Source organism: Sorangium sp. So ce204, from assembly GCF_051526795.1.
Lineage (GTDB): Bacteria > Myxococcota_A > Polyangia > Polyangiales > Polyangiaceae > Sorangium > Sorangium cellulosum_B.
In genome coordinates this window covers 6,236,950-6,258,285 of sequence record NZ_CP150317.1, presented here as the reverse complement: position 1 = coordinate 6,258,285, position 21,336 = coordinate 6,236,950, and the positions used below count along the sequence as shown (strand labels likewise).

18 protein-coding genes and 1 pseudogene are annotated in these 21,336 nt (G+C 72.6%); 12 read left to right on the top strand and 7 right to left on the bottom strand.

The features are described 5' to 3' along the window. Positions 1-25: 25 nt before the first annotated feature. Positions 26-2,509: a hypothetical protein gene (locus tag WMF22_RS23240; RefSeq protein WP_438037073.1), complete on the top strand. Its 2,484-nt coding sequence runs from the start codon at positions 26-28 to the stop codon at positions 2,507-2,509. A gap of 27 nt (positions 2,510-2,536) precedes the next feature. Here the strand turns inward: WMF22_RS23240 and WMF22_RS23235 are convergent, their stop codons facing one another. Beyond that, positions 2,537-3,091 carry an exonuclease domain-containing protein gene (locus WMF22_RS23235; protein ID WP_437301268.1) on the bottom strand — a complete coding sequence of 185 codons (555 nt, stop codon included), beginning with the start codon at positions 3,089-3,091 and terminating at the stop codon, positions 2,537-2,539. Between the two features lie 308 nt (positions 3,092-3,399). On the opposite strand from WMF22_RS23235, the gene WMF22_RS23230 reads away from it, so the two are divergent. Together WMF22_RS23230 and WMF22_RS23225 are read left to right on the top strand one after the other, a co-directional pair. Beyond that, the gene (locus WMF22_RS23230; protein ID WP_438037072.1) at positions 3,400-4,467 is read left to right on the top strand and encodes a serine/threonine-protein kinase; all 1,068 of its coding nucleotides are present in this window, start codon (positions 3,400-3,402) and stop codon (positions 4,465-4,467) included. A 153-nt stretch (positions 4,468-4,620) separates the two neighbouring features. Then, complete coding sequence (locus WMF22_RS23225; protein WP_437301266.1) at positions 4,621-5,187, top strand: hemerythrin domain-containing protein; 567 nt, start codon at positions 4,621-4,623, stop codon at positions 5,185-5,187. Positions 5,188-5,192: 5 nt separating this feature from the next. On the opposite strand, the gene WMF22_RS23220 is transcribed toward WMF22_RS23225, so the two are convergent. The 4 genes and pseudogenes from WMF22_RS23220 to WMF22_RS23205 all read right to left on the bottom strand — a co-directional run bounded on the left by WMF22_RS23220 (position 5,193) and on the right by WMF22_RS23205 (position 7,533). Continuing rightward, positions 5,193-5,576, bottom strand: a complete 384-nt coding sequence (locus tag WMF22_RS23220) for a DUF2752 domain-containing protein (protein WP_438037071.1) — start codon at positions 5,574-5,576, stop codon at positions 5,193-5,195. A gap of 93 nt (positions 5,577-5,669) precedes the next feature. Further along, the gene (locus WMF22_RS23215; protein WP_437301716.1) at positions 5,670-6,977 is read right to left on the bottom strand and encodes a hypothetical protein; all 1,308 of its coding nucleotides are present in this window, start codon (positions 6,975-6,977) and stop codon (positions 5,670-5,672) included. Between the two features lie 39 nt (positions 6,978-7,016). Continuing rightward, a pseudogene (locus tag WMF22_RS23210) lies at positions 7,017-7,082 on the bottom strand (zinc-ribbon domain-containing protein); the annotation flags it as partial. Positions 7,083-7,215: 133 nt separating this feature from the next. Further along, a complete protein-coding gene (locus tag WMF22_RS23205) occupies positions 7,216-7,533 on the bottom strand; it encodes a hypothetical protein (RefSeq protein WP_438037070.1) in 318 nt (105 codons plus the stop codon). 253 nt (positions 7,534-7,786) lie between these two features. Here WMF22_RS23205 and nuoE point away from each other — a divergent pair, with 253 nt between their 5' ends. The 8 genes from nuoE (at position 7,787) to WMF22_RS23165 (ending at position 17,912) form a co-directional block, all read left to right on the top strand. Next, positions 7,787-8,269, top strand: coding sequence for an NADH-quinone oxidoreductase subunit NuoE (nuoE, locus tag WMF22_RS23200; RefSeq protein WP_044965469.1), 483 nt, complete (start codon positions 7,787-7,789; stop codon positions 8,267-8,269). A 4-nt stretch (positions 8,270-8,273) separates the two neighbouring features. Then, entirely contained in the window at positions 8,274-9,626 is a 1,353-nt protein-coding gene (nuoF, locus tag WMF22_RS23195; protein ID WP_437747648.1) for an NADH-quinone oxidoreductase subunit NuoF, read from the top strand. Beyond that, entirely contained in the window at positions 9,623-10,261 is a 639-nt protein-coding gene (locus WMF22_RS23190) for an NADH-quinone oxidoreductase subunit J family protein (RefSeq protein ID WP_437301263.1), read from the top strand. The genes nuoF and WMF22_RS23190 overlap by 4 nt, the downstream gene beginning before the upstream one ends. Further along, positions 10,261-10,572 carry an NADH-quinone oxidoreductase subunit NuoK gene (nuoK, locus tag WMF22_RS23185; protein ID WP_272093012.1) on the top strand — a complete coding sequence of 104 codons (312 nt, stop codon included), beginning with the start codon at positions 10,261-10,263 and terminating at the stop codon, positions 10,570-10,572. Before WMF22_RS23190 ends, nuoK begins: the two co-directional genes overlap by 1 nt. 1 nt (position 10,573) lies before the next feature. Next, a complete protein-coding gene (nuoL, locus tag WMF22_RS23180; RefSeq protein ID WP_437301262.1) occupies positions 10,574-13,138 on the top strand; it encodes an NADH-quinone oxidoreductase subunit L in 2,565 nt (854 codons plus the stop codon). Next, positions 13,135-15,150 carry a complex I subunit 4 family protein gene (locus tag WMF22_RS23175; protein ID WP_438037069.1) on the top strand — a complete coding sequence of 672 codons (2,016 nt, stop codon included), beginning with the start codon at positions 13,135-13,137 and terminating at the stop codon, positions 15,148-15,150. The genes nuoL and WMF22_RS23175 overlap by 4 nt, the downstream gene beginning before the upstream one ends. After that, positions 15,147-16,673: an NADH-quinone oxidoreductase subunit N gene (locus WMF22_RS23170; RefSeq protein ID WP_437301260.1), complete on the top strand. Its 1,527-nt coding sequence runs from the start codon at positions 15,147-15,149 to the stop codon at positions 16,671-16,673. Before WMF22_RS23175 ends, WMF22_RS23170 begins: the two co-directional genes overlap by 4 nt. A gap of 309 nt (positions 16,674-16,982) precedes the next feature. Beyond that, a complete protein-coding gene (locus tag WMF22_RS23165; RefSeq protein WP_438037068.1) occupies positions 16,983-17,912 on the top strand; it encodes a hypothetical protein in 930 nt (309 codons plus the stop codon). Between the two features lie 36 nt (positions 17,913-17,948). Here WMF22_RS23165 and WMF22_RS23160 read toward each other — a convergent pair whose 3' ends face one another. After that, entirely contained in the window at positions 17,949-19,157 is a 1,209-nt protein-coding gene (locus tag WMF22_RS23160; protein ID WP_437301258.1) for a tetratricopeptide repeat protein, read from the bottom strand. Then, positions 19,148-20,239 carry a histidinol-phosphate transaminase gene (gene hisC, locus WMF22_RS23155; protein ID WP_438037067.1) on the bottom strand — a complete coding sequence of 364 codons (1,092 nt, stop codon included), beginning with the start codon at positions 20,237-20,239 and terminating at the stop codon, positions 19,148-19,150. Before hisC ends, WMF22_RS23160 begins: the two co-directional genes overlap by 10 nt. Positions 20,240-20,339: 100 nt before the next feature. On the opposite strand from hisC, the gene WMF22_RS23150 reads away from it, so the two are divergent. Next, positions 20,340-21,269, top strand: coding sequence for a hypothetical protein (locus WMF22_RS23150; RefSeq protein ID WP_438037066.1), 930 nt, complete (start codon positions 20,340-20,342; stop codon positions 21,267-21,269). Positions 21,270-21,336 lie beyond the last annotated feature (67 nt).

The following is a 21,336-nucleotide window of genomic DNA, read 5'->3' as shown; positions in this document are numbered from 1 at the left end:
TTCGCGCTGTGGTAGGAGCGGGCCCATGCGGGTCCCCCAGCGGAGCGGCCTCTTCAGCGGCGTCGCAGCCCTCGCGTGCGCCTCGGTCCTGCTCGAGATCTCGCTCGCGCGGATCTACGCGGCGCTGTTCGGCGAGATCCACGCGTTCCTCGCGCTCTCGCTGTCGCTCGTCGGCGCGGGCGTGGGCGGCGCGCTGCTCTACGTCGTGCCGTCGCTCGCCCGCCCGCCGGCGCTCTTCGCCCGCATGGCGACCCTCGCCGCGCTCGCGTCGGGCGCGACCCTCGCCGCGGTCATCCTGCTCGCGCACCGCGAGCCCCTGTCCGTCCCCGCGCCGGGGTCGCTCCCGTGGCTCGCGCTGTGCTACGCGGCCTCCACCGTCCCGTTCGCGCTCGCGGGCCTCGCGCTCGCGGCCGCGATCCGGCACGCGGCGCCGGAGATGCCCCGGCTCTACCTGCTCGATCTCGTCGGCGGCGCGCTCGGCGGGCTCGCCGCGGCCGGCGCGCTCCGCGCGGGCGCGCCCCGCGCCGCGCTCGCGGCGGCGATCTTCTTCGCGGTGGCGGGCATCTTCTTCTACCTCGGGTCGCGCTGCTGCGAGGGCGAGGAGCGGGCGCCCGGCGGCCTCGTCGCCACGTTCGTGCTCGGCTCCTTCGTGCTGCTCGCCGGCGACGTCGGCGCCCCGTGGCTCCGGCTCGCCGGCATCCGCCGGCCGTCGCCCGATCGGACCGAGCACGAGGCCTGGACCGAGCGCTCGCTGATCTCCGTCGATCGACCGAAGGCCGGCGCGGCGCTGATGCGGCTCGGCGGCGCCGCGGCGAGCCCGATCCTCGACGCGAAGGCGACGCCCCCGCCGCAGCCCGAGGACATGGCGTACGCGCTGCACAAGGACCAGGGCCCCGCGCTCGTCGTCGGCGCCGGGGGCGGGCGCGACGTGCGCGCCGCGCTCAAGGCCGGGCAGAAGGACGTCGTCGCCGTCGAGGGCGACCGCGGCGTCCTCGAGGTGATGCGCGGGAGGTACGCCGCGTTCAGCGGCAACCTGTTCGACAAGCCCGAGGTCCGCCTCGAGGTGGGCGACGGGCGGAGCTTCGCCCGGCGCACGCCGCTGCTCTTCAGGAACATCGTGATCCCGTCGGCCGACACGGTCGAAGCGTCGGCGACCGGCGCGCTCGCGCTCTCGGAGAGCCGGCTCCACACGCTGGAGGGCGTCGGGGACTTCCTGTCGCGCCTCCTGCCCGAAGGCACGCTCGTCCTGGCCCGCGCGGACGCGGACTTCGATCGGCTGCTCTCGCTCGTGACCGCGGGGCTGCGCCGCGCGGGCGTGGCCGCGCCGAAGGACCACCTCTTCGCGTGCAGCGCGGCGCAGAGGACCGCGCTGCTCGCCCGGCGCACGCCGCTCGCGCGCGAGGACGTCGACGCGCTCCGCCGCCACTGCCGCAAGCACAGGTTCTCGGAGGTCCTCGCCCCCGACCGCCCGGCGACCCCGGTCCGCAGCCGGCTCGTCGCGGCGGCCGCGCCCTCGGCCTCCGCGGCGGCCGCGCGCGTCGCCGACGGCGCGGCCGCGGAGGCCGATCTGACGCCGCCCACCGACGACAGGCCGTTCTTCGCGTACACCGTCCCGGCGCGCCGCCTGCCCGCGGTGCTCGGCGACGTCGGGGCCCTCCGCGCCGGCCACACGGCCCTCTTCGCGCTCGCGCTGCTGCTCGCCGTCGGCGCGCTCCTCTCCGCGCTCGGCGTGCTGCTCCCGGCGCTCGCCGCGCGCCGTCGGCGCGGGCGCCTCGCGCCGCAGGACGTGCCCGTGCAGACCGCGCGGGCGTCGACCGCGCCGTCGACGCCGCCCGCCCGAGCGCTCGCGTTCTTCGCCGCGATCGGCGCGGGGTTCGCGCTCGTCGAGCTCGCCGTGTTCCGGCACGGTCTCCTCCTGCTCGACCTGCCCGCGCACGAGCTCCCGGCCGTGCTCGTGATCCTCCTCGTCTCGGCCGGCGTGGGCGGCTACCTCACCGCCCGTGTGGCCCCGGGCGCCGCGACGGAGGTCTCGGCGAGGGTGGCGGAGGCGCTCGCCGTGGCCGCGGCGCTCTCGGCGGTGGGCCTCGTGCCGCTCGCGCGGTGGGGCCTCGGGCTCGGGGCCTTCCCGCGCGCGCTGCTCGCCATCGCGATCCTCGTGCCGTTCGGCCTGCTCGCGGGCTCGCTCGCGCCGCTCGGGGTCAAGATCGTGGACTCGGTCTCGTCGGCGCTGCTGCCGTGGTGCTGGGCGCTCGGCGCCTTCGCGGGCGCGACCGCGATGGCCCTCGGCGCCCTGTGCGCGCTGAACCTCGGCTACAGCGCCCTGCTGCTCGGCGCGGGCCTCGCTTACCTCCTCGCCGCGGCGACCGTGCCGCCCGCCGCGGCCGGGGCGATCGCCGCGGGAGACGACGAGCGAGCGGCGTCGCCCGGAGGCGCCGCCGCCAGCGAGCCACCGTCCCGGGACGCCGCAGGGGCGCAGCCCGAGGCCCTCGAGGCGGCGCCGATCGCCTGAGCGCGCGCGTCGCCGGCGCCGCCGGCGTCACCGCCGCGCGGCCAGCAGGAGGTGCGCGAGCAGGCCCGCGATGTTGTGGGCGTCGTCGATGCCGCGGTGGTGCGTGCCCGCGAGCGGCAGGCCGGCGCGCTCCAGGGCCTCGGCCATCCCCACCTCCCGCGACAGCGCGTGCGTCACCGCGAAGAGGCTCTTCACGTTGAGGTGGCTCGGCCCGAACGGGAGCGGCACGCCGCGCGACTGGCACTGCCGCTCGAACATGCGCCGGTCGTAGTCGCCGTAGCTCGCCCAGAGGCGATCCTGCGCCTTGAGCTCGCTCCGGAGCGTCGCGCACGCCTCCCTGAACGACACGCCCGCGTCGACATCCGCCTGCGTCAGCGTCGTGAGCGCCGTACAGAACGGGCTCACGCGCGAGCGCTCAGGGCGCACCAGGATCGAGCGCCGCTCCCGGCGCCGGCACGAGGCGACCTCCAGCGGGCACACGCCGATCTCGATGATCTCGTTCTCCTCGCCCGGCGGCGGGTCGCCGTCCCAGCAGGTCGATTCCACGTCGATCACGAGAATGAGATCAAGACGCTTCGCCACGTCGTCGCCCTCGGCATGTAGTGAGGAGTGCGCCGCGAAGGTAACGGGGATCGGGACGCAATTTCCTTCAGGATTTTCCCGACCGTCCGAAAACGCCTTGGGCGGTTCGCTTCGTCCGGGCAAAAACTGAGTAGAAACGGGACATAAGCCGGAGGTGCACCCACACGACGTTGGTCGTTTCGGCACCCAATCCGCTTGCTTGGCGGGCCTGGTCCATGGACACTCGTCAGGTAATTTCCGACGAGGTTCTCTACGTGGATCCTGGCTCCCAACTGCGTTGCTCCTCCGGTTCGGCCAGGGAGAGGTCCGTGATCGCTGAGGCGTTGCCTGACGCTGCCGACCCGGGCCGCGGTCCAGCCGAGGAGCGACGGCTGCCGCCTCGTTCCGGGATCGTCCGCCACGCGGGCCGCGAGCGGGGGGCGCCGAAGGGGCTCCCGCCGGGGCATGGCGCCGGGGCGGTAGGCGGGATCACCATGGGGGCCCCGGCGTGTGGGCGGCTGGCCGTCGACCCGCTCGTCGGTCGTACAGAGCACGGACTGCACATCGAGCGGCTCATCGCCGAGGGGGGGATGGGCGCGGTGTACGCGGCCCGCCGCGCCGCGACGGGGGAGCCGGTCGCCCTCAAGGCGCTCCGGCGCGTGCACGCGGGGGACTCCGGGATCGAGAGCCGGTTCGCCCGCGAGGTGCGGCTCGCCCGCCGCATCGACCACCCGAACGTCTGCCCCGTGCTCGGCGAGGGGCGCCTCGAGGACGGGCGGCCGTTCTTCGTGATGCCGCTCTTCGACGGCGTGACGCTGAGCGAGGAGGTCCGGAAGCGCGGCCCCTTGCCGATCGGCCGCGCGCTCGCCCTCGCGGACCAGATCCTCGCCGGCCTCGCGGCGATGCACGCGGCGAAGGTCGTCCACCGCGACCTCCAGCCCGGCAACATCCTGCTCGTCCCCGGGGCGCGGGGCGCCGGGGCAGGGGAGGGCGCGACGACGGTCAAGCTCATCGATCTCGGCTTCGCGCACGAGCCCGGCGTCGACACGGGCGACGGCGTGACGCCGGACAGCCCCGGGTCGCTCGTCGGCACGCTGCTCTTCATGTCGCCGGAGCAGGCGATGCGGAGCCGCGCGATCACCGAGCGGAGCGACCTGTTCGCGGCCGCGCTGCTCATCTACTACGCCCTCTCGGGCAAGCTCCCCTTCCGGGGCCGGGGCGATCTCGACGTGCTCGTCGCGATCGTGCGGTCCGCGCCCGTGCCCCTCCGGCGGGAGCGCCGTGATGTCCCGCGCGTGCTCGACGAGGTGCTCGCGCGGGCCCTGTCGAAGCACCCCGACCACCGGTTCCCCAGCGCCTCGGCGATGCGCGACGCCCTCGCCGGCGTGCCGGTGTAGCCAAGGCCGCGCTCCGCGCGCCCCGGCGCCGGCCCGCTCCTTGCCACGACGGTGCCGCCTGCACCGCGCCGCCCGGCACCGCGATCCGGGGCTGTGCACGCGCTGCTCAAGCGCGGCGGCGCGGGGCGGTGAGCTTCACGCGAGGGGAACCCCATGGACGCACTCGATCTCTTGGAGCAGCAGCATCTCGAAGTCAGCGCCCTGATGGCGCGCATCGCCGCCGAGCCCAGCCCGGGCCTCCGGACGGCGATGGTCGCGCGGCTCTCCCGGATGATCGACGCGCACGTACGCATCGAGGAGACGTACCTCTACCCGGTGTGTGCCGAGCGGATGGCCGGCGACAGGAAGCCGCTCCACGACGCGTACGAGAAGCATGGCCTCGCGCGCTTCGCGGCGGACAACCTGCTGCGCACGCGCGTGACCGATGTGCGCTTCGAGGCGCGCCTCCGGCTCCTGCGGGACATTTTCGCCCACCACGCCGACGAGGAGGAGGACATCCTGTTCCCCAAGGCGAAGCGGGGCCTGACGGACGAGCAGCTCGACGTGATCGGCAGCGACTTGGAGCGCGCTTACGAGGTGCTGCTGCGCGTCGGCGTGCCCGCGGGCGCCCCGCTCGCGCGCTCGGAGCGCGGCTGGCCCCGGCGCGGCGCCCACGCCGTGCGCGCCCTGCGCCCCGTCTCACGGCGCCGGGGCGAAGCGCTCCGTGTCCGCGGCTGCTAGCTGCGCTAGACCGGCACGGGGCCGCCGAACGCGCCGAGGAAGCGCGCGATCCAGACGGCGAGCATCAGGGCCGCCAGCGCGATGCCGAGCCGCGTGATCCACGCGCCCTGCACCCCCTCGGCGGCCGCGATGCGGCCGTCCTTCACGTAGATCGCCGCGTTGTACGCGAGCGCGGCGATCACGAGCGGCGCCATGACCGGGGAGAGCGGGTGGAGGCGCAGCGCGTCGGTCAGGTGGCCCTGCGCGAGGGCGAGCGTCGCGCGCGTGAGCCCGCAGCCGGGGCAGGGGTGGCGGGTGACGATCGCGAACGGGCAGAGCGGGGCGCCGCACGCGACGAGGAGCCCGAGCACCGCCGCCGCCGTGCCCAGGCGCGCAGCGCGGCCGCGCACGTGCGCCGCGCTCCATCGGGACAGGGCCGACGGAGCGGGCGAACGGGCTTCGGTCGAGCTGGACGGCGACACGGCGGAGGACCGCGGCGCGGGTCAGGCGGCGTTCGGGTCCCAGACCTCGTTGAGGTCCTTCGCGAGGGCGTAGAGCGGGAGGAAGACGTAGAGCACGATGCCCTCGGCCTGCTGGTTGCGCGAGCCGGCCATCTGCTTGGCCCGGGTCACCTGCTCCGGCACCTTCACCCAGAGGAAGTAGTAGTTGAGGAACGGGACGAAGAGGTACCAGGGCTTGAACTCGGGGTCCTTCGTCGCCTGCTGGAGCTCGTTCAGCATCGCCCACATCTGCCAGAGGGCGTAGAGGAAGCAGACCATCCCGATCACACACACCGTGACCGGGTTGCGGATCTCACCCTTCGCGCCCGGGGCCATCGAGCCGCCGCCGCCGTACACGCCCAGGTTGCTGGCCGCCTGGCCGAACTGGCCGGGCGCCGACATCTGAGCGCCGCCGGGCGACCCGCCGTAGCCGGGATCGCTCACGCCCGGAGGGCTGCCGTAGCTGCCGCCGGGCGACCCGCCGTAGCCGCCGCCCGGAGGGCTGCCATAGCCGCCAGCCGGCGATCCGCCATAGCCGCCGCCCGGAGGGCTGCCGTAGCTGCCGCCCGGGGGGCTGCCGTAGCCGCCGCCCATCGGATCCTGGCCCGGAGGCGGCCCGTACCCGCTGGCGCCGTGCTGCGGAGGCTGCCCGTAGCCGGGAGGCGCGCCGCCAGGCGGCTGCCCGTAGCCGGGCGGCTGCCCGTAGCCAGGCGGCTGCCCGTAACCGGGCGGCTGCCCGTAGCCGGGAGGCGCGCCGCCGGGGCCGCCCATCGGGTCCTGGCCCGGAGGCGGTCCGAAAGGATTCCCACCCGGGCCGCCCTGCGGGGGCTGCCCGTAGCCGCCGGGCGGGGGCTGCCCGTAGCCGCCGGGCGGAGGAAACGCGCCGGGCGGCGCGCCCGCGGCCCCGCCCATGCCGCCGGGCGGCTGGCCCGGAGCGCCGTACCCGGGCAGCTGGTCGATCGCCATGGTGCCGCCGAGCGGGTTCACGCCCTGGGGCTGCTGGCCGAACGGCGCATAGCCGCCCGACGGGCTCGCGGCCGCGCCGCCGAAGGCCGGGCCAGACGGCTGCTGTCCGCCGGGAGACGGCGAGCCGTAGCCCATCCCGGGAGGCGGCGGGGCAGGGGGAGGCCCCGCCGAAGCGCCGAGCCCCGCCGGCGGGACGCCGACCACCGTGCCCGCGAGGCCCTGCGGCGGGCTCGGGATCGCGGCCATGCCCGGCGGCGCTCCGGCAGGAGGCGCCGGAGGCGGAGGCGCCCCCGGCGCGCGCGGACCCGCCGCGCCCGCCCCGGAGGACGGCTGACTCATCAGCATGGTGCCCTTGAACTTCGGCGCGGCTGCGCTCTTCAGGTTGTAGCCGCACTTCGTGCACGTGGACGCCGTTTCCGAGTTTTGCGTCCCACAATTCGGACAGAACACGCACCACCTCCGGCGGGGGGTTCGCTGCTACGGATGTCCGCGCCCCTGCGCGTCGTAATGGGCGCCGAGGGTAGTTGAAGCGCGTTCCGGTTCTCAAGTGAAAGACGAAGAACGCTGCGGACTTCTCGGCAGGCTACGCGGTCTTCGTCAGAAAACCCAGGGAGTACCGCGTGGCCACGTGCTCCAGGCGGAGGGAGGGGGGCGGGGGGACGTTTAGGACCACGACCACGACCACGTCCACGTCCACGTCCACGTCCACGTCCACGTCCACGTCCACGTCCACGTCCACGTCCACGTCCACGTCCACGTCCACGTCCACGTCCACGTCCACGACTAGGAGAACGATCGAGGGGACGGGCACCTCGGGGGGAGAGGTCCGGTTTCTGGGCAGGGGCAGGGTTTGTGTGGTCCGCTTTATGTTTCCCCCCCGGCGCGCCTTGACAGTGACCACCGTCGCTCACTAGCGTGCCCGCGCCTCGGGACGGCTCCGTACGACGGACAACCGAATGCCCGGCCGCCGGTGCGCGGGGCTGTCCGCCTCCGGCAGGCGCCTCCAGATCGGAGGCGCACGAGGGTGCGCCCGGTCTGCCGGGCGGACCCTCGCTGAAAGGGACCCGCGTTGCGGGGTCCCGACTGCATGTGGAAGCGGGCACGCCGCGAGCGCGGCGCGCCCAGGGAGCCAGCGGACCGTGCCAACAGCCGACATGACCGAACAATTTGCTCTGACCGCCGAGCGGCGAACCGAGTTCGAGAAGATCCTCGCGCGCTACCCGAACCGCCAGGCCGCGTGCATCCCCGTGCTCCACCTCTGCCAGGAACAGGAGGGGTGGGTGTCCGAGCGGGTGCTCCGCTGGGTCGCCGAGCAGCTCGGCCTCTCGGCGGCGCACGTCCAGGGGGTCGCGACCTTCTACACGCTCTTCAACAAGGAGCCCGTCGGCAAGCACCAGGTCTGGGTGTGCCGGACGCTGAGCTGCGCGCTGAACGGCGCGGACCAGGTGCTCCACCACTGCGAGAAGCGGCTCGGGATCCACGCCGGCGAGACCACGAAGGACGGGAAGATCACGCTGCGCACCGCAGAGTGCCTCGCCTCGTGCGGCACCGCCCCGATGATGCAGGTCGATCGCGACTACCACGAGGGCCTCACCCTCGAGAAGGTGGACGCGATCCTCGATCGGTTGACGAGGTGACGAGATGCTCCGGCTGACGCGCTATCTGACCAAGAACTACGACACGCCCGACGGCCACAAGCTGTCCGTCTACGAGAAGGGCGGCGGCTACCAGCAGGCGAAGCGCGCCCTCGGGATGACGCGCGAGGCGCTCGTCGAGGAGATGAAGGCGGCGAACATCCGCGGCCGCGGCGGCGCGGGCTTCGCGATGGGCGTGAAGTGGAGCTTCATGCCGTGGCCCCCGAAGCCCGAGCGGCCGCACTACCTCGTCATCAACGCGGACGAGGGCGAGCCCGGCACCTTCAAGGACCGCACCCTGATGGAGAAGAACCCTCACGCCGTCGTCGAGGGGTGCATCATCGGGTGCTTCGGGATCGGCGCCCACGCCGCGTACATCTACGTGCGCGACGAGCTGCACCTCTCGAAGGCGCGGCTCTGGGGGGCGATCGAGGAGGCGCGCGCGAAGGGCTACCTCGGCAAGCGCCCGTTCGGGATCGACTACCCCGTCGAGGTCTACGTCCACACCGGCGCCGGCGCGTACATCTGCGGCGAGGAGACGTCGCTCCTCAACTCGCTCGAGGGCAAGCGCGGCGAGCCGCGGCTCAAGCCGCCGTTCCCCGCCCAGTTCGGCGCGTTCGGGATGCCGACGACCGTGAACAACCTGGAGACGATCGCGGCCGTGCCCACGGCGCTCGAGCTCGGGGGGGAGAACTTCTCGAAGCTCTCCTCGCTGCACCACCTGAAGGACGGCGGCTGCCGGCTCTTCGGCGTGAGCGGCCACGTGAACAACCCCGGGATCTTCGAGGCGGCCGTCGGGGTCACGCTCCGCGACCTCATCTACGAGTACGGCGGCGGCGTGAAGCACGGCAAGCTCCTCGCGGTCATCCCGGGCGGCTCGTCGTGCCCGATCCTGCGCGCCGACGAGGTCGTCAACGCGCCGAGCGACAAGTCGCCGCTCCACCCGTGGCACGGCCAGAGCGTGCTCGACGTGCCGCTCGGCGTGGACACGTTCCGCGCGCTCGGGACGATGCTCGGGACCTGCTGCGCCATCGTGCTCAGCGACAAGGCGTGCCCCGTCCTCGCGATGCACAACCTGATGCGCTTCTACCGCCACGAGTCGTGCGGCCAGTGCACGCCGTGCCGCGAGGGCAGCGCCTGGATCCACCGGATCCTCGATCGCATCGTGCACGGCGAGGGGACGATCGAGGAGCTCGATCGGCTGCACGAGATCGCCGACAACATCATGGGCAACACCATCTGCGCCTTCGGCGAGGGCACGGCGATGCCCGCGCTCGGCTTCCTCCGGAAGTTCCGCAAGGAGTTCGAGGCGTACATCCAGACCAAGGGCCGCTCGTCGACAGGGGTGCTCACGCCGTGAAAATCTTCGAGTTCGCCTTCTTCGGGCTGGCGTCGCTGCTCGTCCTGCTCGGCGGCCTGGCCACGGTCGCGGCCAGGAACCCGATCCGCGGCGCGATGGGCCTGCTCACGTCGATCGTCGGCATCGCGGGGCTCTACCTGATGCTCTCGGCGGAGTTCCTCGCCGCGATCCAGATCCTCGTGTACGCGGGCGCGATCGTCATCCTCTTCCTCTTCGTGATCATGCTCCTCGGCCCGTCGGCGACGTCGCCGCGCGACGCCCGCACCGCGGTGCCGCGCTACGTGGGCGCCGGCGTCCTCGGGGCGAGCAGCGTCGGCGCGCTCGCCCTGGTCGCGAGCGCGTCGAAGCCCGGGGTCGTGGCCGTCCCGGCCGCCCCCGAGTCGCTCGGGACCATCGAGGCGCTCGGGCACGAGCTCTTCACGAAGGGGATCGTGCCGTTCGAGCTCTCGGGCGCGCTGCTCCTCGTCGCCGTGATCGGCGCCGTCGCCGTCGCCCGCGGCAAGCAGGTCGACCCGACGCTGCTGCCCGCCGGCGAAGGCCCGGACACCGCGCCGCCCGAGCCGGGCGATCAGGGGGCCGCGCAGCCGGGCGCCCTGGCGGGACACGCCACCCTGTCGGCGAAGGAGCCGCGCTGATGATCTCCGTCCCCATCGAGTACTACCTCGTCGTCGCGGCGGTGCTGTTCGTGATCGGGTCGATCGGCTTCCTGCTGCGCAGGAACCTCCTGGTCCTCCTGATGAGCATCGAGCTGATGCTCAACGCCGTGAACCTCACGCTCGTCGCGTACAACCGGGTGCACCCGCACGATCACGCCGGGCAGATCTTCACCTTCTTCGTCATCGCCATCGCGGCGGCGGAAGCCGCAGTCGGTCTCGCGATCGTGCTCGCGTTCTACCGCATCCGGAAGACGATGCGCTCGGACGACGCCGATCTCCTGAGGAGTTAGCGTGGAAGCCCTGAGAGTCTTATTCCCCGCGTCCGAGTTCGCGCTGCTCGCGGTCATCCTCGGCCTGCCGGCGCTCGGCGCGTTCGTGAACGGCCTCTTCGGCAAGCGCCTCGGCAAGGACGCGGTCCGGCTGATGGCGCTCGCCGCGCTCGGCGGCGCCTTCCTGGCGGCCGTCACGACGTTCCTGATGCTGCCGCACGAGGGCGGCAAGCTCACCTGGACGGCCTGGCGCTGGTTCTCGATCACCGGCCGGATGGGCCAGTCGATCCCGATCGACGTCGCCTTCAGCGTCGACGGCCTGAGCGGGACGATGATCCTCGTCGTCACCGGCGTCGGCTTCCTCATCCACCTCTACTCGTCCGCGTACATGCGCGAGGACCCTGGGTACTACCGGTTCTTCGCGTACCTGAACCTCTTCATCTTCTCGATGCTCGTGCTGATCATGGGCGACAACCTCGCCGTCCTCTTCGTGGGATGGGAGGGCGTCGGCATGTGCAGCTACCTGCTGATCGGGTTCTGGTTCAAGGACGACAAGAACGCGAGCGCCGGCAAGAAGGCGTTCGTCGTGAACCGCATCGGCGACTTCGGCCTCCTCGTGGCGATGGCGATGCTCGCCTACTACACGGGCACGCTGAACTTCGACGGCATCGCGGCGAACGCGGGCAACCTGCTCGCCGCGGTGAAGATCTGGCCGATCGGCAACATGTCGGCCGACACCGTGCCGGGCTTCCTGAGCTTCCTCATCCCGTCGCAGCCGGTGCTCGTCTACGCGGGGACGCTGGCCGCGCTCGCGCTGTTCCTCGGCTGCGCCGGCAAGAGCGCGCAGATCCCGCTCTACGTCTGGCTGCCCGACGCGATGGCCGGCCCGACGCCGGTCTCCGCCCTCATCCACGCCGCGACGATGGTGACCGCGGGCGTCTACCTCGTGGCCCGGCTCTCGGCGGTGTTCGTGCTGTCGCCGTTCGCGATGGCGGTCGTCGCGGTGACCGGCGTGGCCACGGCGCTGTTCGCGGCCTCGATCGGGCTCTTCCAGAACGACCTGAAGAAGGTGCTCGCCTACTCCACGGTGAGCCAGCTCGGGTTCATGTTCATCGGCGTGGGCGTCGGCGCGTTCGCCGCCGGCTTCTTCCACGTCCTCACGCACGCCTTCTTCAAGGCCTGCCTCTTCCTCGGCGCCGGCTCGGTGATCCACGCGATGCACGCCCGCATCCACGACACCGACCAGTCCCAGGACATGCGCAACATGGGCGGCCTCAAGAACTACATGCCGCTCACGCGCTGGACCTTCCTCCTCGCGTGCCTCTCGATCGCGGGCTTCCCCGGGTTCGCCGGGTTCTGGTCGAAGGACGAGATCCTGTGGCGCGCCTTCTCCGGCCGGATCGCGTCCGTCTCGACGCGCGGGCAGCCGGTGTGGCAGTGGCCCGAGTGGCTCGGCCCGGCGATCTACTGGGTCGGGATCCTGGCCGCGACGATGACCGCGTTCTACATGTTCCGCGCGTACTTCCAGACGTTCCACGGCGAGTTCCGCGGCTGGACGATCGTGCGCGGCTGGAAGGACCCGCACCCGCACGGCCACCACGACGATCACCACGGGCACGCGCACGGCGAGAAGCTCGAGGGCCCGGAGCCGCACGAGTCGCCGCTGCCGATGACGATCCCGCTGATCGTGCTCGGGGCGCTGTCGGTCTTCGCCGGCTTCCTCATGGCGGAGCCGCTCGTGCACCTCACCCACAACCACGCGTTCGCGCCGCTCGCGCACCTGCTCGAGCCGGTCTTCTCCCTGACGGAGCGGGCGGTGAAGGCGCGCGAGGGGGTGGAGGGGCTGCTCTTCCCGATGATGCTGCCCGGCGTCGCGGCCTGCTTCACCGGCATCGGCCTGGCGATGCTCGTGTACTGGAACAAGCGCGGCGAGCCCGAGCGGCGCTTCGCCGAGGGCTTCCCGGGGCTCTACCGGCTCATCTACGACAAGTGGCGGATCGACGAGCTCTACAACGCCACGGTCGTGGGCATGGTCGACGCGATCGCCGACATCTTCACGATGGCCGACAAGTGGATCATCGACGGCATCATCGCGAAGCTCTCCGCCGCGCTGGTCGGGTTCTTCGGCACGGTGCTGCGCGCGCTCCAGACGGGCCGCGTGCAGGTCTACGCCGCGTCGATGGTCATCGGCCTCGCCGGCGTCGGCTGGTTCCTCGTCAAGCCGCACGCGGACGCGAACGTCGACGACGCGGAGCTGCGCCGGTCCGGCGAGGTGAGGCTCTCGGCGGCGCCGGGGCTCGGCTACCGGTACCGCTGGGAGGCGCCCGGCCTGCCGGCGCGCGACTTCTCCGAGGCGGCCGACGTCACGGTGAAGCTCGAGCCCGGCGAGACCAAGGACGTCGTCCTCCGCGTGCGCAACGCGTTCGACCGCGAGGCGACCGAGACCTTCTCGTTCTCCAGGCCGACGGGGCGCAAGGCCCCCGCGGGCCCGACCACCATGCTGGGCCCGGACGTGCCCGCGCTGCCCTCGGGGGCGACCCCGGCGGAGCAGATCCATGACCTGATCCAGCCGAGAGGCCTGCAATGAGCGCGCTCGACCTCGTAACGCAGTACTGGCCGGCGCTCGCAGCCGGCGTCGTGGGGGCGATCCTCCCGCCGGGCGACGCGCAGGGCGCCGGCGGCGCCCACGCCGGCGACGATCACCACGGCGGCCACGGTGACGACCACCACGGCGACGACCACCACGGCGACGAGCACGGCGAGGCCCACGCCGCCGCGGGGTACACCCCGTGGCAGCGGGCTGGCCTCGGGCTCATCGCGGCGCTCACGGTGCTCTTCGTGCAGTGGCTCTGGCCGTCCGGCGCCGCGGCGGAGGCGGCGGGAGCGACAGACGAGTGGTCGTCGCTGCTCAACGTGCTCATCGGGCTGCCCTTCGTGGGCGCCGCCGCGGTGCTGTTCATGCCGCGGCAGCTGCTCTCGGTGCTCCGGGGCTTCACGCTGGCCGTGCTCGGCGCGGGCTTCCTCGCCTCGCTGTGGCTGCTCACCGTGCCGATGACCGAGGGCTGGCACTTCCAGTCGATCAAGGAGTGGATCCCTGCGCTGGGCATCCGGTGGCACGTCGCCATCGACGGCATCAGCCTCTGGCTCGTCCTGCTGACGACGTTCATCGCGCCCATCGCGGCGTACGCGTCGTTCGGCTCGATCAAGAGCCGGATCAAGGAGCTCTGCTTCTGCCTCCTGTTCCTGCAGGGGGCGATGCTCGGCGCGTTCGTCGCGCTCGACCTGTTCCTGTTCTTCCTCTTCTGGGAGCTGATGCTGGTGCCGATGTTCGTGATGATCGGCATCTGGGGCGGCGTCGAGAAGATCAAGGCGGCGATCAAGCTCTTCGTCTACACGATGGCGGGCTCGATGCTGATGCTCGCGGGCATCGTGTACCTCGTGTGGGCGAACCAGAAGCTCACGGGCGCCTACACGTTCGATTACCTGGCGCTGTCGCGCGTCGTGCTGCCCCGGGGCGCGCAGATGCTCTGCTTCTGGGCGTTCTCGATCGCGTTCTTCATCAAGGTGCCGATGTGGCCGGTGCACACGTGGCTGCCGGACGCCCACGTGCAGGCGCCGACCGGCGGCTCGGTGATCCTGGCCGCGGTGATGCTGAAGATCGGGACGTACGCGTACCTGCGCTTCTCGATGGGCCTGTTCCCCGGCCCGGCCTCCAGCCTCGCGGCCAACCTGGCCGGCATCGCGATCCTCGGCGGGGTGATCTACGGCGCGCTCGTCGCCTGGAAGCAGTCCGACGTGAAGCGCCTCGTGGCGTACTCGTCGGTCGCCCACCTGGGCTACGTGATGCTCGGGCTCTTCGGCGTCACGCCGAGCGGGATCCAGGGCGCGGTGATCCAGATGGTGAACCACGGCGTCTCCACCGGCGCGCTCTTCCTCCTCGTCGGCGTGATCTACGACCGCCGGCACACCCGGGAGGTCTCGGAGTTCGGCGGCCTGGCCAAGGCGATGCCGGTCTACGCGACGCTCTTCCTGATCGTGACGTTCGCCTCCGTCGGCGTGCCCGGCACGAACGGGTTCATCGGCGAGTTCATGATCATCATGGGGACCTACGCCTCCGAGCGCCTCGGGACGTTCAGCGGGATCCACACGATCGGCGCCGCGGCGGGCGTCATCCTCGCCGCCGTCTACATGCTGAGCGTGGTGCAGAAGATGTTCTTCGGGCCGCTCACGAACCCGAAGAACAAGCACCTGCCCGACGTGACGCCCCGCGAGGGCCTCGCGCTCGCGCCCCTGATCCTCATGATCTTCGTGATCGGCCTGTTCCCTGCGATCTTCCTCGATCGGATGAAGGAGTCGGTCCTGTCTACTTACAACCAGTTCAAGGTCGTCTCCGGGCAGGCGATCCTCTTCGCGGACGAACGGAACGCGAAGCTCCTGCCCGAGGACACGTTCTCCCCCGCCTTCCTGAAGGGGGCCCCCTCGCAGGGCTCCGGTGAGGGCGCGGCGGGGGCGGGTGAAGACGAGCAGGCTCGGCGCGATCGGGGCGCGCGCGGAGGAGACGGCGCGCTCGCGGCGCGCGCGGGGGAGGCGGCGCGATGATCCTCGGACCGTACATCGCTGTATCGCCGCTCATCGTCGTCTCGCTCGGCGGCGCGCTGCTGATGCTCGCGGAGGCGTTCTCGCACCGCCGCGAGGAGTCGCACGATCGCCGCTCGGGCCCCTCGTCCGACATGGCGCTCGGGACCGCGATCACGCTCCTCGCCGGGGCGGTGTTCTCGGGCGCTGTCGGGTTCGTCGGCCCCGAGACGCTGGAGGGGTTCGACTCGCTCGCCCCGTACCTGGTCATGGACCGGTTCACGCTGTTCTTCTCCTTCGTGCTCTGCCTGGGCGGCGCGCTGGCGGCGCTGCTCGCCGGGGGGTACCTCCCGGAGCACCGGCTCGATCGCGGGGAGTTCTATCCGCTGCTGACCTTCTCGACGGTCGGGGCGATCATCCTCGCCGGCGCGGGGGATCTGCTGACGCTCTTCCTCGGCCTGGAGACGATGTCGCTCGGGGCGTACGCGCTGACCGGGTTCCGCCGGACGTCGCCGCGGAGCACCGAGGCGGCGATCAAGTACTTCCTGCTCGGCTCGTTCGCGGCGGCGCTGCTGCTGTACGGCGGCGCGCTGATCTACGGGGCGACGGGGCACACCGACCTCGCGGGGATCGGCGAGGCCATCGCGGGCGCGAAGGGGGCGGCGGCGCCGAACCCGGCGCTGCTGCTCATCGGGGCGGCGCTGGTGCTCGTCGGGCTCGCGTTCAAGGTGAGCGCGGTGCCGTTCCACATGTGGACGCCGGACGCGTACGAGGGCGCGCCGACGCCGGCCACGACGTTCATGGCGGTGGCGGTGAAGGGCGCGGCGTTCGCGACGCTCCTGCGGGTGCTGCTCGGGGCGTTCGGTGGCCCGGCGCTCTCGTCGTGGGCCGCGGGCTGGCCGCCGGCCGTGGCGGTGATGGCGCTGCTCACGATGACGGTCGCGAACCTCATCGCGGGCCGGCAGGAGTCGGTGAAGCGCATGCTCGCGTACTCGAGCATCGCGCACGCCGGGTACCTGCTCGTGGGCGTGGCGGCGACGGTGCGGGCGAGCGAGGACGCGCAGGCGAGCGTGATGTTCTACCTGCTCGCCTACACCGTCTCGACGGTCGGCGCCTTCGGGACGCTCATCCTCTGCGGCAGCCGTGGGGCCGAGGCGGTGAGCTACGAGGACCTCTCCGGCATCGGCAAGCGGCACCCGGTGGCGGCGCTCGCGTTCTCGCTCTTCCTGCTGTCGCTGGCCGGCGTGCCGCCGACCGCGGGCTTCTTCGGCAAGCTCTACATCGTCAAGGCGGCGATGGGCGCGGAGCTGTACACGCTGTCCGTGGCGCTGCTCCTCAACAGCGTGCTGTCGGCCTACTATTACCTGCGGGTGCTCGTGTACATGTACATGCGCGAGCCGGCCCCGGGCGCTCCGATCGCGCGGCCGATGCGCTCGGGCTACGTCAACGCGGCCCTGGTGGTGTCCGCGGTGCTCGTGATGGTCCTCGGCATCTGGCCGACGACCTCGCTCGGGATCGCAGTCCGCGCCGTCCTCGCCTCCCGCTAGAGCGGGGGGCCACCCGCTTCGGATACGGGCCCACCTCGACGTTTTCGGTGCTCAGCGCACAGGAGTGCGCTTGCGCGCCGAAAACGCCGATCTGGGCCCGTCTCCTGTGCGGGTGGACCCCCGCTCGGCAACGCGGGTGCGGGTCTGGAAGAGGGCTGCCAACTCGTGTGGCAACGGAGCGCTGGCGATCGAGGCGCTCGCGCTTCGTTCGGCCGTGAAACCGGGGTGCTGCGCGGGGCGCGCGAGTTGCTAAAGTCGGCGCCGATGCGAACCGGCGAGAAGCTGCAGAGAAGAGCGGGTGATGCGAGGATGCGAGCGGCGTGCGTGGCGCTGCTCGGGGCGCTCGGGTGTCAGGGAGGGAACGCGAGCGGCGGCGCAACCGCAGGGAGCGCGACACCGGCGGGGAGCACGGCGCCTGTGGCCGCGGGGAGCGCGGCGCCGGTGGTCGCGGGGAGCGCGGCGCCGGCGGGGAGCGCGCAGGCCGGGGCGGGCGAGGCGCGCGAGATCTCGCTGACGTCCGAGGACGTCGCGAAGGTGATGAACCCGAAGCGGCGGGCGCCGTACAGCGGGCCCACGGGGACGCTGCGAGGACGCGTCACCATCAAGGGCGACCCGCCGCCCGATACAGGGCTCAGCTTCCCCATCGGCAAGTGCGGTGAGGCCGCCGCGACCTACGGGCGGCTGTTCCGCGTGGGACAGCAGAACGGGGTCGCCGACGCGCTCGTCACCGTCGTCAACTACAGCGGCTACGTGCCGGAACGCGAAGAGGCGGAGAAGGTGACCATCCACGGGTGCGCGTTCTCGAAGCGGACGGTGGTCATGACCTACGGCCAGCGGCTCGAGGTCGCGAACCTCGATCCCCTGGAGCCGTACATGCCAAACCTCGAGGGCGCGCCCTTCATGGCGGTCCTCGTCGCCGTGCCGCAAGGCGACCCGGTGAAGTTCTACCCGCCGCAGCCAGGCTACTACCACCTCGTGGACAAGCTGCCGAAGCCGTTCCTCAAGGCCGAGGTCTTCGTGCTCAAGTTCGCGACCCACGACGTGACCGGGCTCGACGGCAAGTACGAGATCAAGGGCATCCCCGTGGGCAAGGTGCTCACCGCCGCCCTGCTGCCGGCCATCGATCAGGACGTGAAGAGGGAGATCGAGATCAAGGAGGGCGAGAACACGCTCGATTTCGAGCTCAACTTCGACCTCAAGAAGTACAAGGAGAAGCCGCACACCAAGCGCGCGCCTTGAGTGATGACGGCGAGGCGCGTGCCCCCGCCGTGTAGCTCAGCGTGCGCCGCCCATGAGCTCTCGGTGGACGCGCCGCTCGACCTCCTGGGACAGCGCGTCCGGGGCGCCGAGCGCAGGCGGCGGCGGGCCGAGCCAGGTGAGCGCGGCGTCGCGGCCGACGCGACGGAAGAGCAGCTCGGCGAAGAGGAGCCGGGCGAGCCGCGAGGGGGCCACCGTGGGGCCGCCCGCCGCCGCGGGCAGGTCGAGGGCGTCGCAGGCCCGGGCCAGCGCGTCGAGATCACCGCTCAGATCGGCCGCCACCGCGAGCGCCACGAGCGCCTCGGCGCTCGCCGGATCGGCCGCCGAGACGAGCTCGGCCTGCTCGCGGGCCTCGCCGAGGCGGCCCAGCGCGGCCGCGCGCACCGCGACCTCGGCGGGCGTCAGGTCCGCGTCGCGCGCAAGGCGGCGGGCGCGGCGCAGCTGGCCCAGGACGAGCGCCTCGTCGACCTCGGCCAGCCGCCCCCCTGACGGCATCCGCCGCCCCAGGACGGCCGCTCCCGGCGCAGCCAGCTCCCGCAGGCGCCGCGCAGCCTGCTCGGCCACCGCGCGATCGCCCGCCTCGACGGCCGCCGCGTGCAGCGCGCGCCACGCCTCCGTCGACCAGGGGCGCCGCACCACGAGCGCCCGCAAGGCGAGGCGCGCGTCGTCCGTGCGGCCCAGCCGCCGCAAGATCTCGGCCCGGAGCAGGGCGCCGTCGTCACGATCCGGATCGAGCAGGATCGCCCGATCGATCCGCCCGAGCGCCGCCTCGAGCCGCCCCGCCGAGAGATCGCAGCGCGCCTGCTCGCGGTAGGCCGGCTCGTAGTCGGGCTCGATCGCGCGGGCCCGATCGAAGGCGGCGCCCGCCGCCTCCCCGCGCCCGAGCCGGCAGCGCACGGACCCGATACGCGTCCAGATGTCCGCGCTGTCGGGGTCTCCGTCCTCCGCCAGCTCGTACGCCTCCAGCGCCGTCGCGAGATCGCCGCGCGCCTCGGCCTCGGCGCCGATCGCATACAGCGCATAGGCGTGCGCCGCGATGGTACGCCCCTCGATGATCTGGCCGTCGATCGAGCGCGCGACCCGGGGCGCGGCGCAGCCGGCAATGGACGTCAATGCCGTCAATGCCGTCAATGCCGTCAACGCCGTCAATGCGGCGAGCCCCGCGAGCGTCGCGAGGAACACGCGCGGCGCGCGCCGCGCGGCGGAGAGCGGCACGGCTACGCGCACGCGGCGATCTCGGCGAGGAGGCGATCGTTCTCCTCCGGGAGGCCGACGGTGATGCGGAGCCGGTGCGCGAGGCGCCCGCCGGCCGCGTGGAAGCTGCGCACGAGGACGCCGCGCGCCGCGAGCGCCTCGAAGACCTCGCCGGCAGGGCGGCGCGTGCCGATCCAGAGGAAGTTGGCGTGGCTCGGCGCGACCGAGAGGCCGAGCTCGGCGAGCCCGGCCGCGAGGCGCTCGCGCTCGGCCGTCACGGCGGCGGCGGCGCGGCGGAGCTCGCCGCCGAGCTCCCGCAGGGCGAAGGCGGCCGCGCGCTGCGACGGGGTGGGCAGGTTGTAGGGCTGGCGGACCTTGTCGAGCTCGGCCACGAGCTCCCGGGCGCCGATGAGCCAGCCGATCCGCAGCGACGCGAGGCCGATCTTCGAGAGCGTCCGCAGCACGGCGACGTTCGGGTGCTTGCGCAGGAGGGCGAGCTGGTCGCGCGGGGCAAAGTCGATGTACGCCTCGTCGACGATCACGAGGGCGTCGCTCGCCGCGGCGACGACCGCCTCGAGGCGGTCCTCCGACATGAGCGCGCCCGTCGGGTTGTTGGGCGAGGCGATGAAGACGACGTTGGGGCGCGCGAAATCGACGGCGCGCCGGAGGCCCGCCACGTCGAGATCCCAGCCGGCGTCGAGCGGGACCTCGACGACGCGCATCCCGCGCGCGCGCGCGCTCAGCTTGTACATGACGAACGTGGGGCTGACCGTGACGACGCTCGCCGCGTCCGCGCCCTGCCGCGGGCGGCTGAGCGCGGTGAGCACGATCGAGATCACCTCGTCGGAGCCGACGCCGGCCACGATCTCGTCGGGCTCGGCGCCGCAGTGGGCGGCGATGGCCTCGCGGAGATCGAGGGCGCGCGCGTCGGGGTAGCGGCCCCAGTCCTCGGGCGCCGCGGCGCGCGCGAGGGCCGCCCGCGCCTCGGCCGAGAGCAGCGGCGGGCTCTCGTTGGCGTCGAGGCGCACAGGGAAATGCCCCGCGACCGGGGTGTAGGCGTGGAGCTCGGCGAGCTCCGGACGAAGCAGCGCAGGGAGGAAGTCGGGCAGCGGCATGGCTCGGTCCATGGTCGTCGCGGGCGCGGCGAGGAGGGGAGGCGGAGGGGAGCGGTATACTATCCGCCTCCTTCCAGGACCAGAGGACCTCATGCCCACGATGAGCCCTGCGACCGTGCTCGTGCCGTCGCTCTCGTCCCCCATCGTTCCAGACCTGAACCTGCTCTTTTCGCCAGACTTTCCCTTCGAGGAGCGAGCGGGAGAGGCGTTCCCCGTGCCCCACGCCAGCGGGTCGCCCTGGTCGGTCACGCGCGTCGGCCCCGCAGGAGAAGCGCTCCGGGACATCGAGCAGGAGATCGCGCGTCGGTTCGGCCCCGTCCCCGAGGGCGCCCTGCCGGAGAGCGCGCCGGGTGACGCCCTCGGGGCGTACGCATTCTCGTTCGTGCGTCCGTCGTTCGTATCGCCCTTCGCCAGCCAGCTGGAGGCCATCCGCTTCGGCGAGCACGTCGTGCCTGTCTTCGGCCTCTGGAAGGATGTCGACGATGTGACGAGGTCGATGGCCGCGGCGCAGCTCCTGGTGCATCGTCACCGCGGCCTCGACGACTTCGTGATCGAGATCGACGCCAAGGACGATGAGCGGGTCGTGGTCGCGCGATGCCCGCGCCCTGAGACGCTCGGGGCGGCTGTCGCGGAGGTCGTCGCGTCCGTGCGGAGGTCGCGGAGCTGGCTCCGGAGATGGTTCGGACAGAAGCCTTTCGATGGGAGCTGTGCGCTGAGGATCCCCCCGCTCGATCTGTGCGCGATCCGCGCTCATGAGGAGCTCATCGGCAAGCCGCTCGCGGACGGGGATGGCCGCCGGATCGGCGACGCCCGCCATGTGGTTCGCTTCCGCCTGGGCTGGGACGCGCTCCCGCCGATCGGGCCCGGGCCGATCACCCTCGGGCGCGGCGATGCGTACGAGCGCCCCTTCGTCTGCAACGGCCCGTTCCTCGTCGTCGTCCTGGGCGCGCCGCCGCAGGACGAGGTGCGGCTCGCCGCCTGGATCGCGGCACCGGAGGCGCTGGAGGGCGCGACCGCCGGCGCATCCTGAGGGTTCGGCGCGCCGAGCCAAGGGAAACCAACGTGCGGGAGAGGGAGATGACCAGGCAGGAACGTCG

Excerpts from the sequence above, each read along its gene's own strand:
- WMF22_RS23240 (WP_438037073.1), top strand. The coding sequence starts at position 26 with ATGCGGGTCCCCCAGCGGAGCGGCCTCTTCAGCGGCGTCGCAGCCCTC.
- WMF22_RS23225 (WP_437301266.1), top strand. The coding sequence starts at position 4,621 with ATGGACGCACTCGATCTCTTGGAGCAGCAGCATCTCGAAGTCAGCGCC.
- WMF22_RS23215 (WP_437301716.1), bottom strand. The coding sequence starts at position 6,977 with ATGCTGATGAGTCAGCCGTCCTCCGGGGCGGGCGCGGCGGGTCCGCGC.
- nuoE (WP_044965469.1), top strand. The coding sequence starts at position 7,787 with ATGACCGAACAATTTGCTCTGACCGCCGAGCGGCGAACCGAGTTCGAG.
- nuoF (WP_437747648.1), top strand. The coding sequence starts at position 8,274 with ATGCTCCGGCTGACGCGCTATCTGACCAAGAACTACGACACGCCCGAC.
- nuoK (WP_272093012.1), top strand. The coding sequence starts at position 10,261 with ATGATCTCCGTCCCCATCGAGTACTACCTCGTCGTCGCGGCGGTGCTG.
- WMF22_RS23175 (WP_438037069.1), top strand. The coding sequence starts at position 13,135 with ATGAGCGCGCTCGACCTCGTAACGCAGTACTGGCCGGCGCTCGCAGCC.
- WMF22_RS23170 (WP_437301260.1), top strand. The coding sequence starts at position 15,147 with ATGATCCTCGGACCGTACATCGCTGTATCGCCGCTCATCGTCGTCTCG.
- WMF22_RS23165 (WP_438037068.1), top strand. The coding sequence starts at position 16,983 with ATGCGAGCGGCGTGCGTGGCGCTGCTCGGGGCGCTCGGGTGTCAGGGA.
- hisC (WP_438037067.1), bottom strand. The coding sequence starts at position 20,239 with ATGCCGCTGCCCGACTTCCTCCCTGCGCTGCTTCGTCCGGAGCTCGCC.
- WMF22_RS23150 (WP_438037066.1), top strand. The coding sequence starts at position 20,340 with ATGAGCCCTGCGACCGTGCTCGTGCCGTCGCTCTCGTCCCCCATCGTT.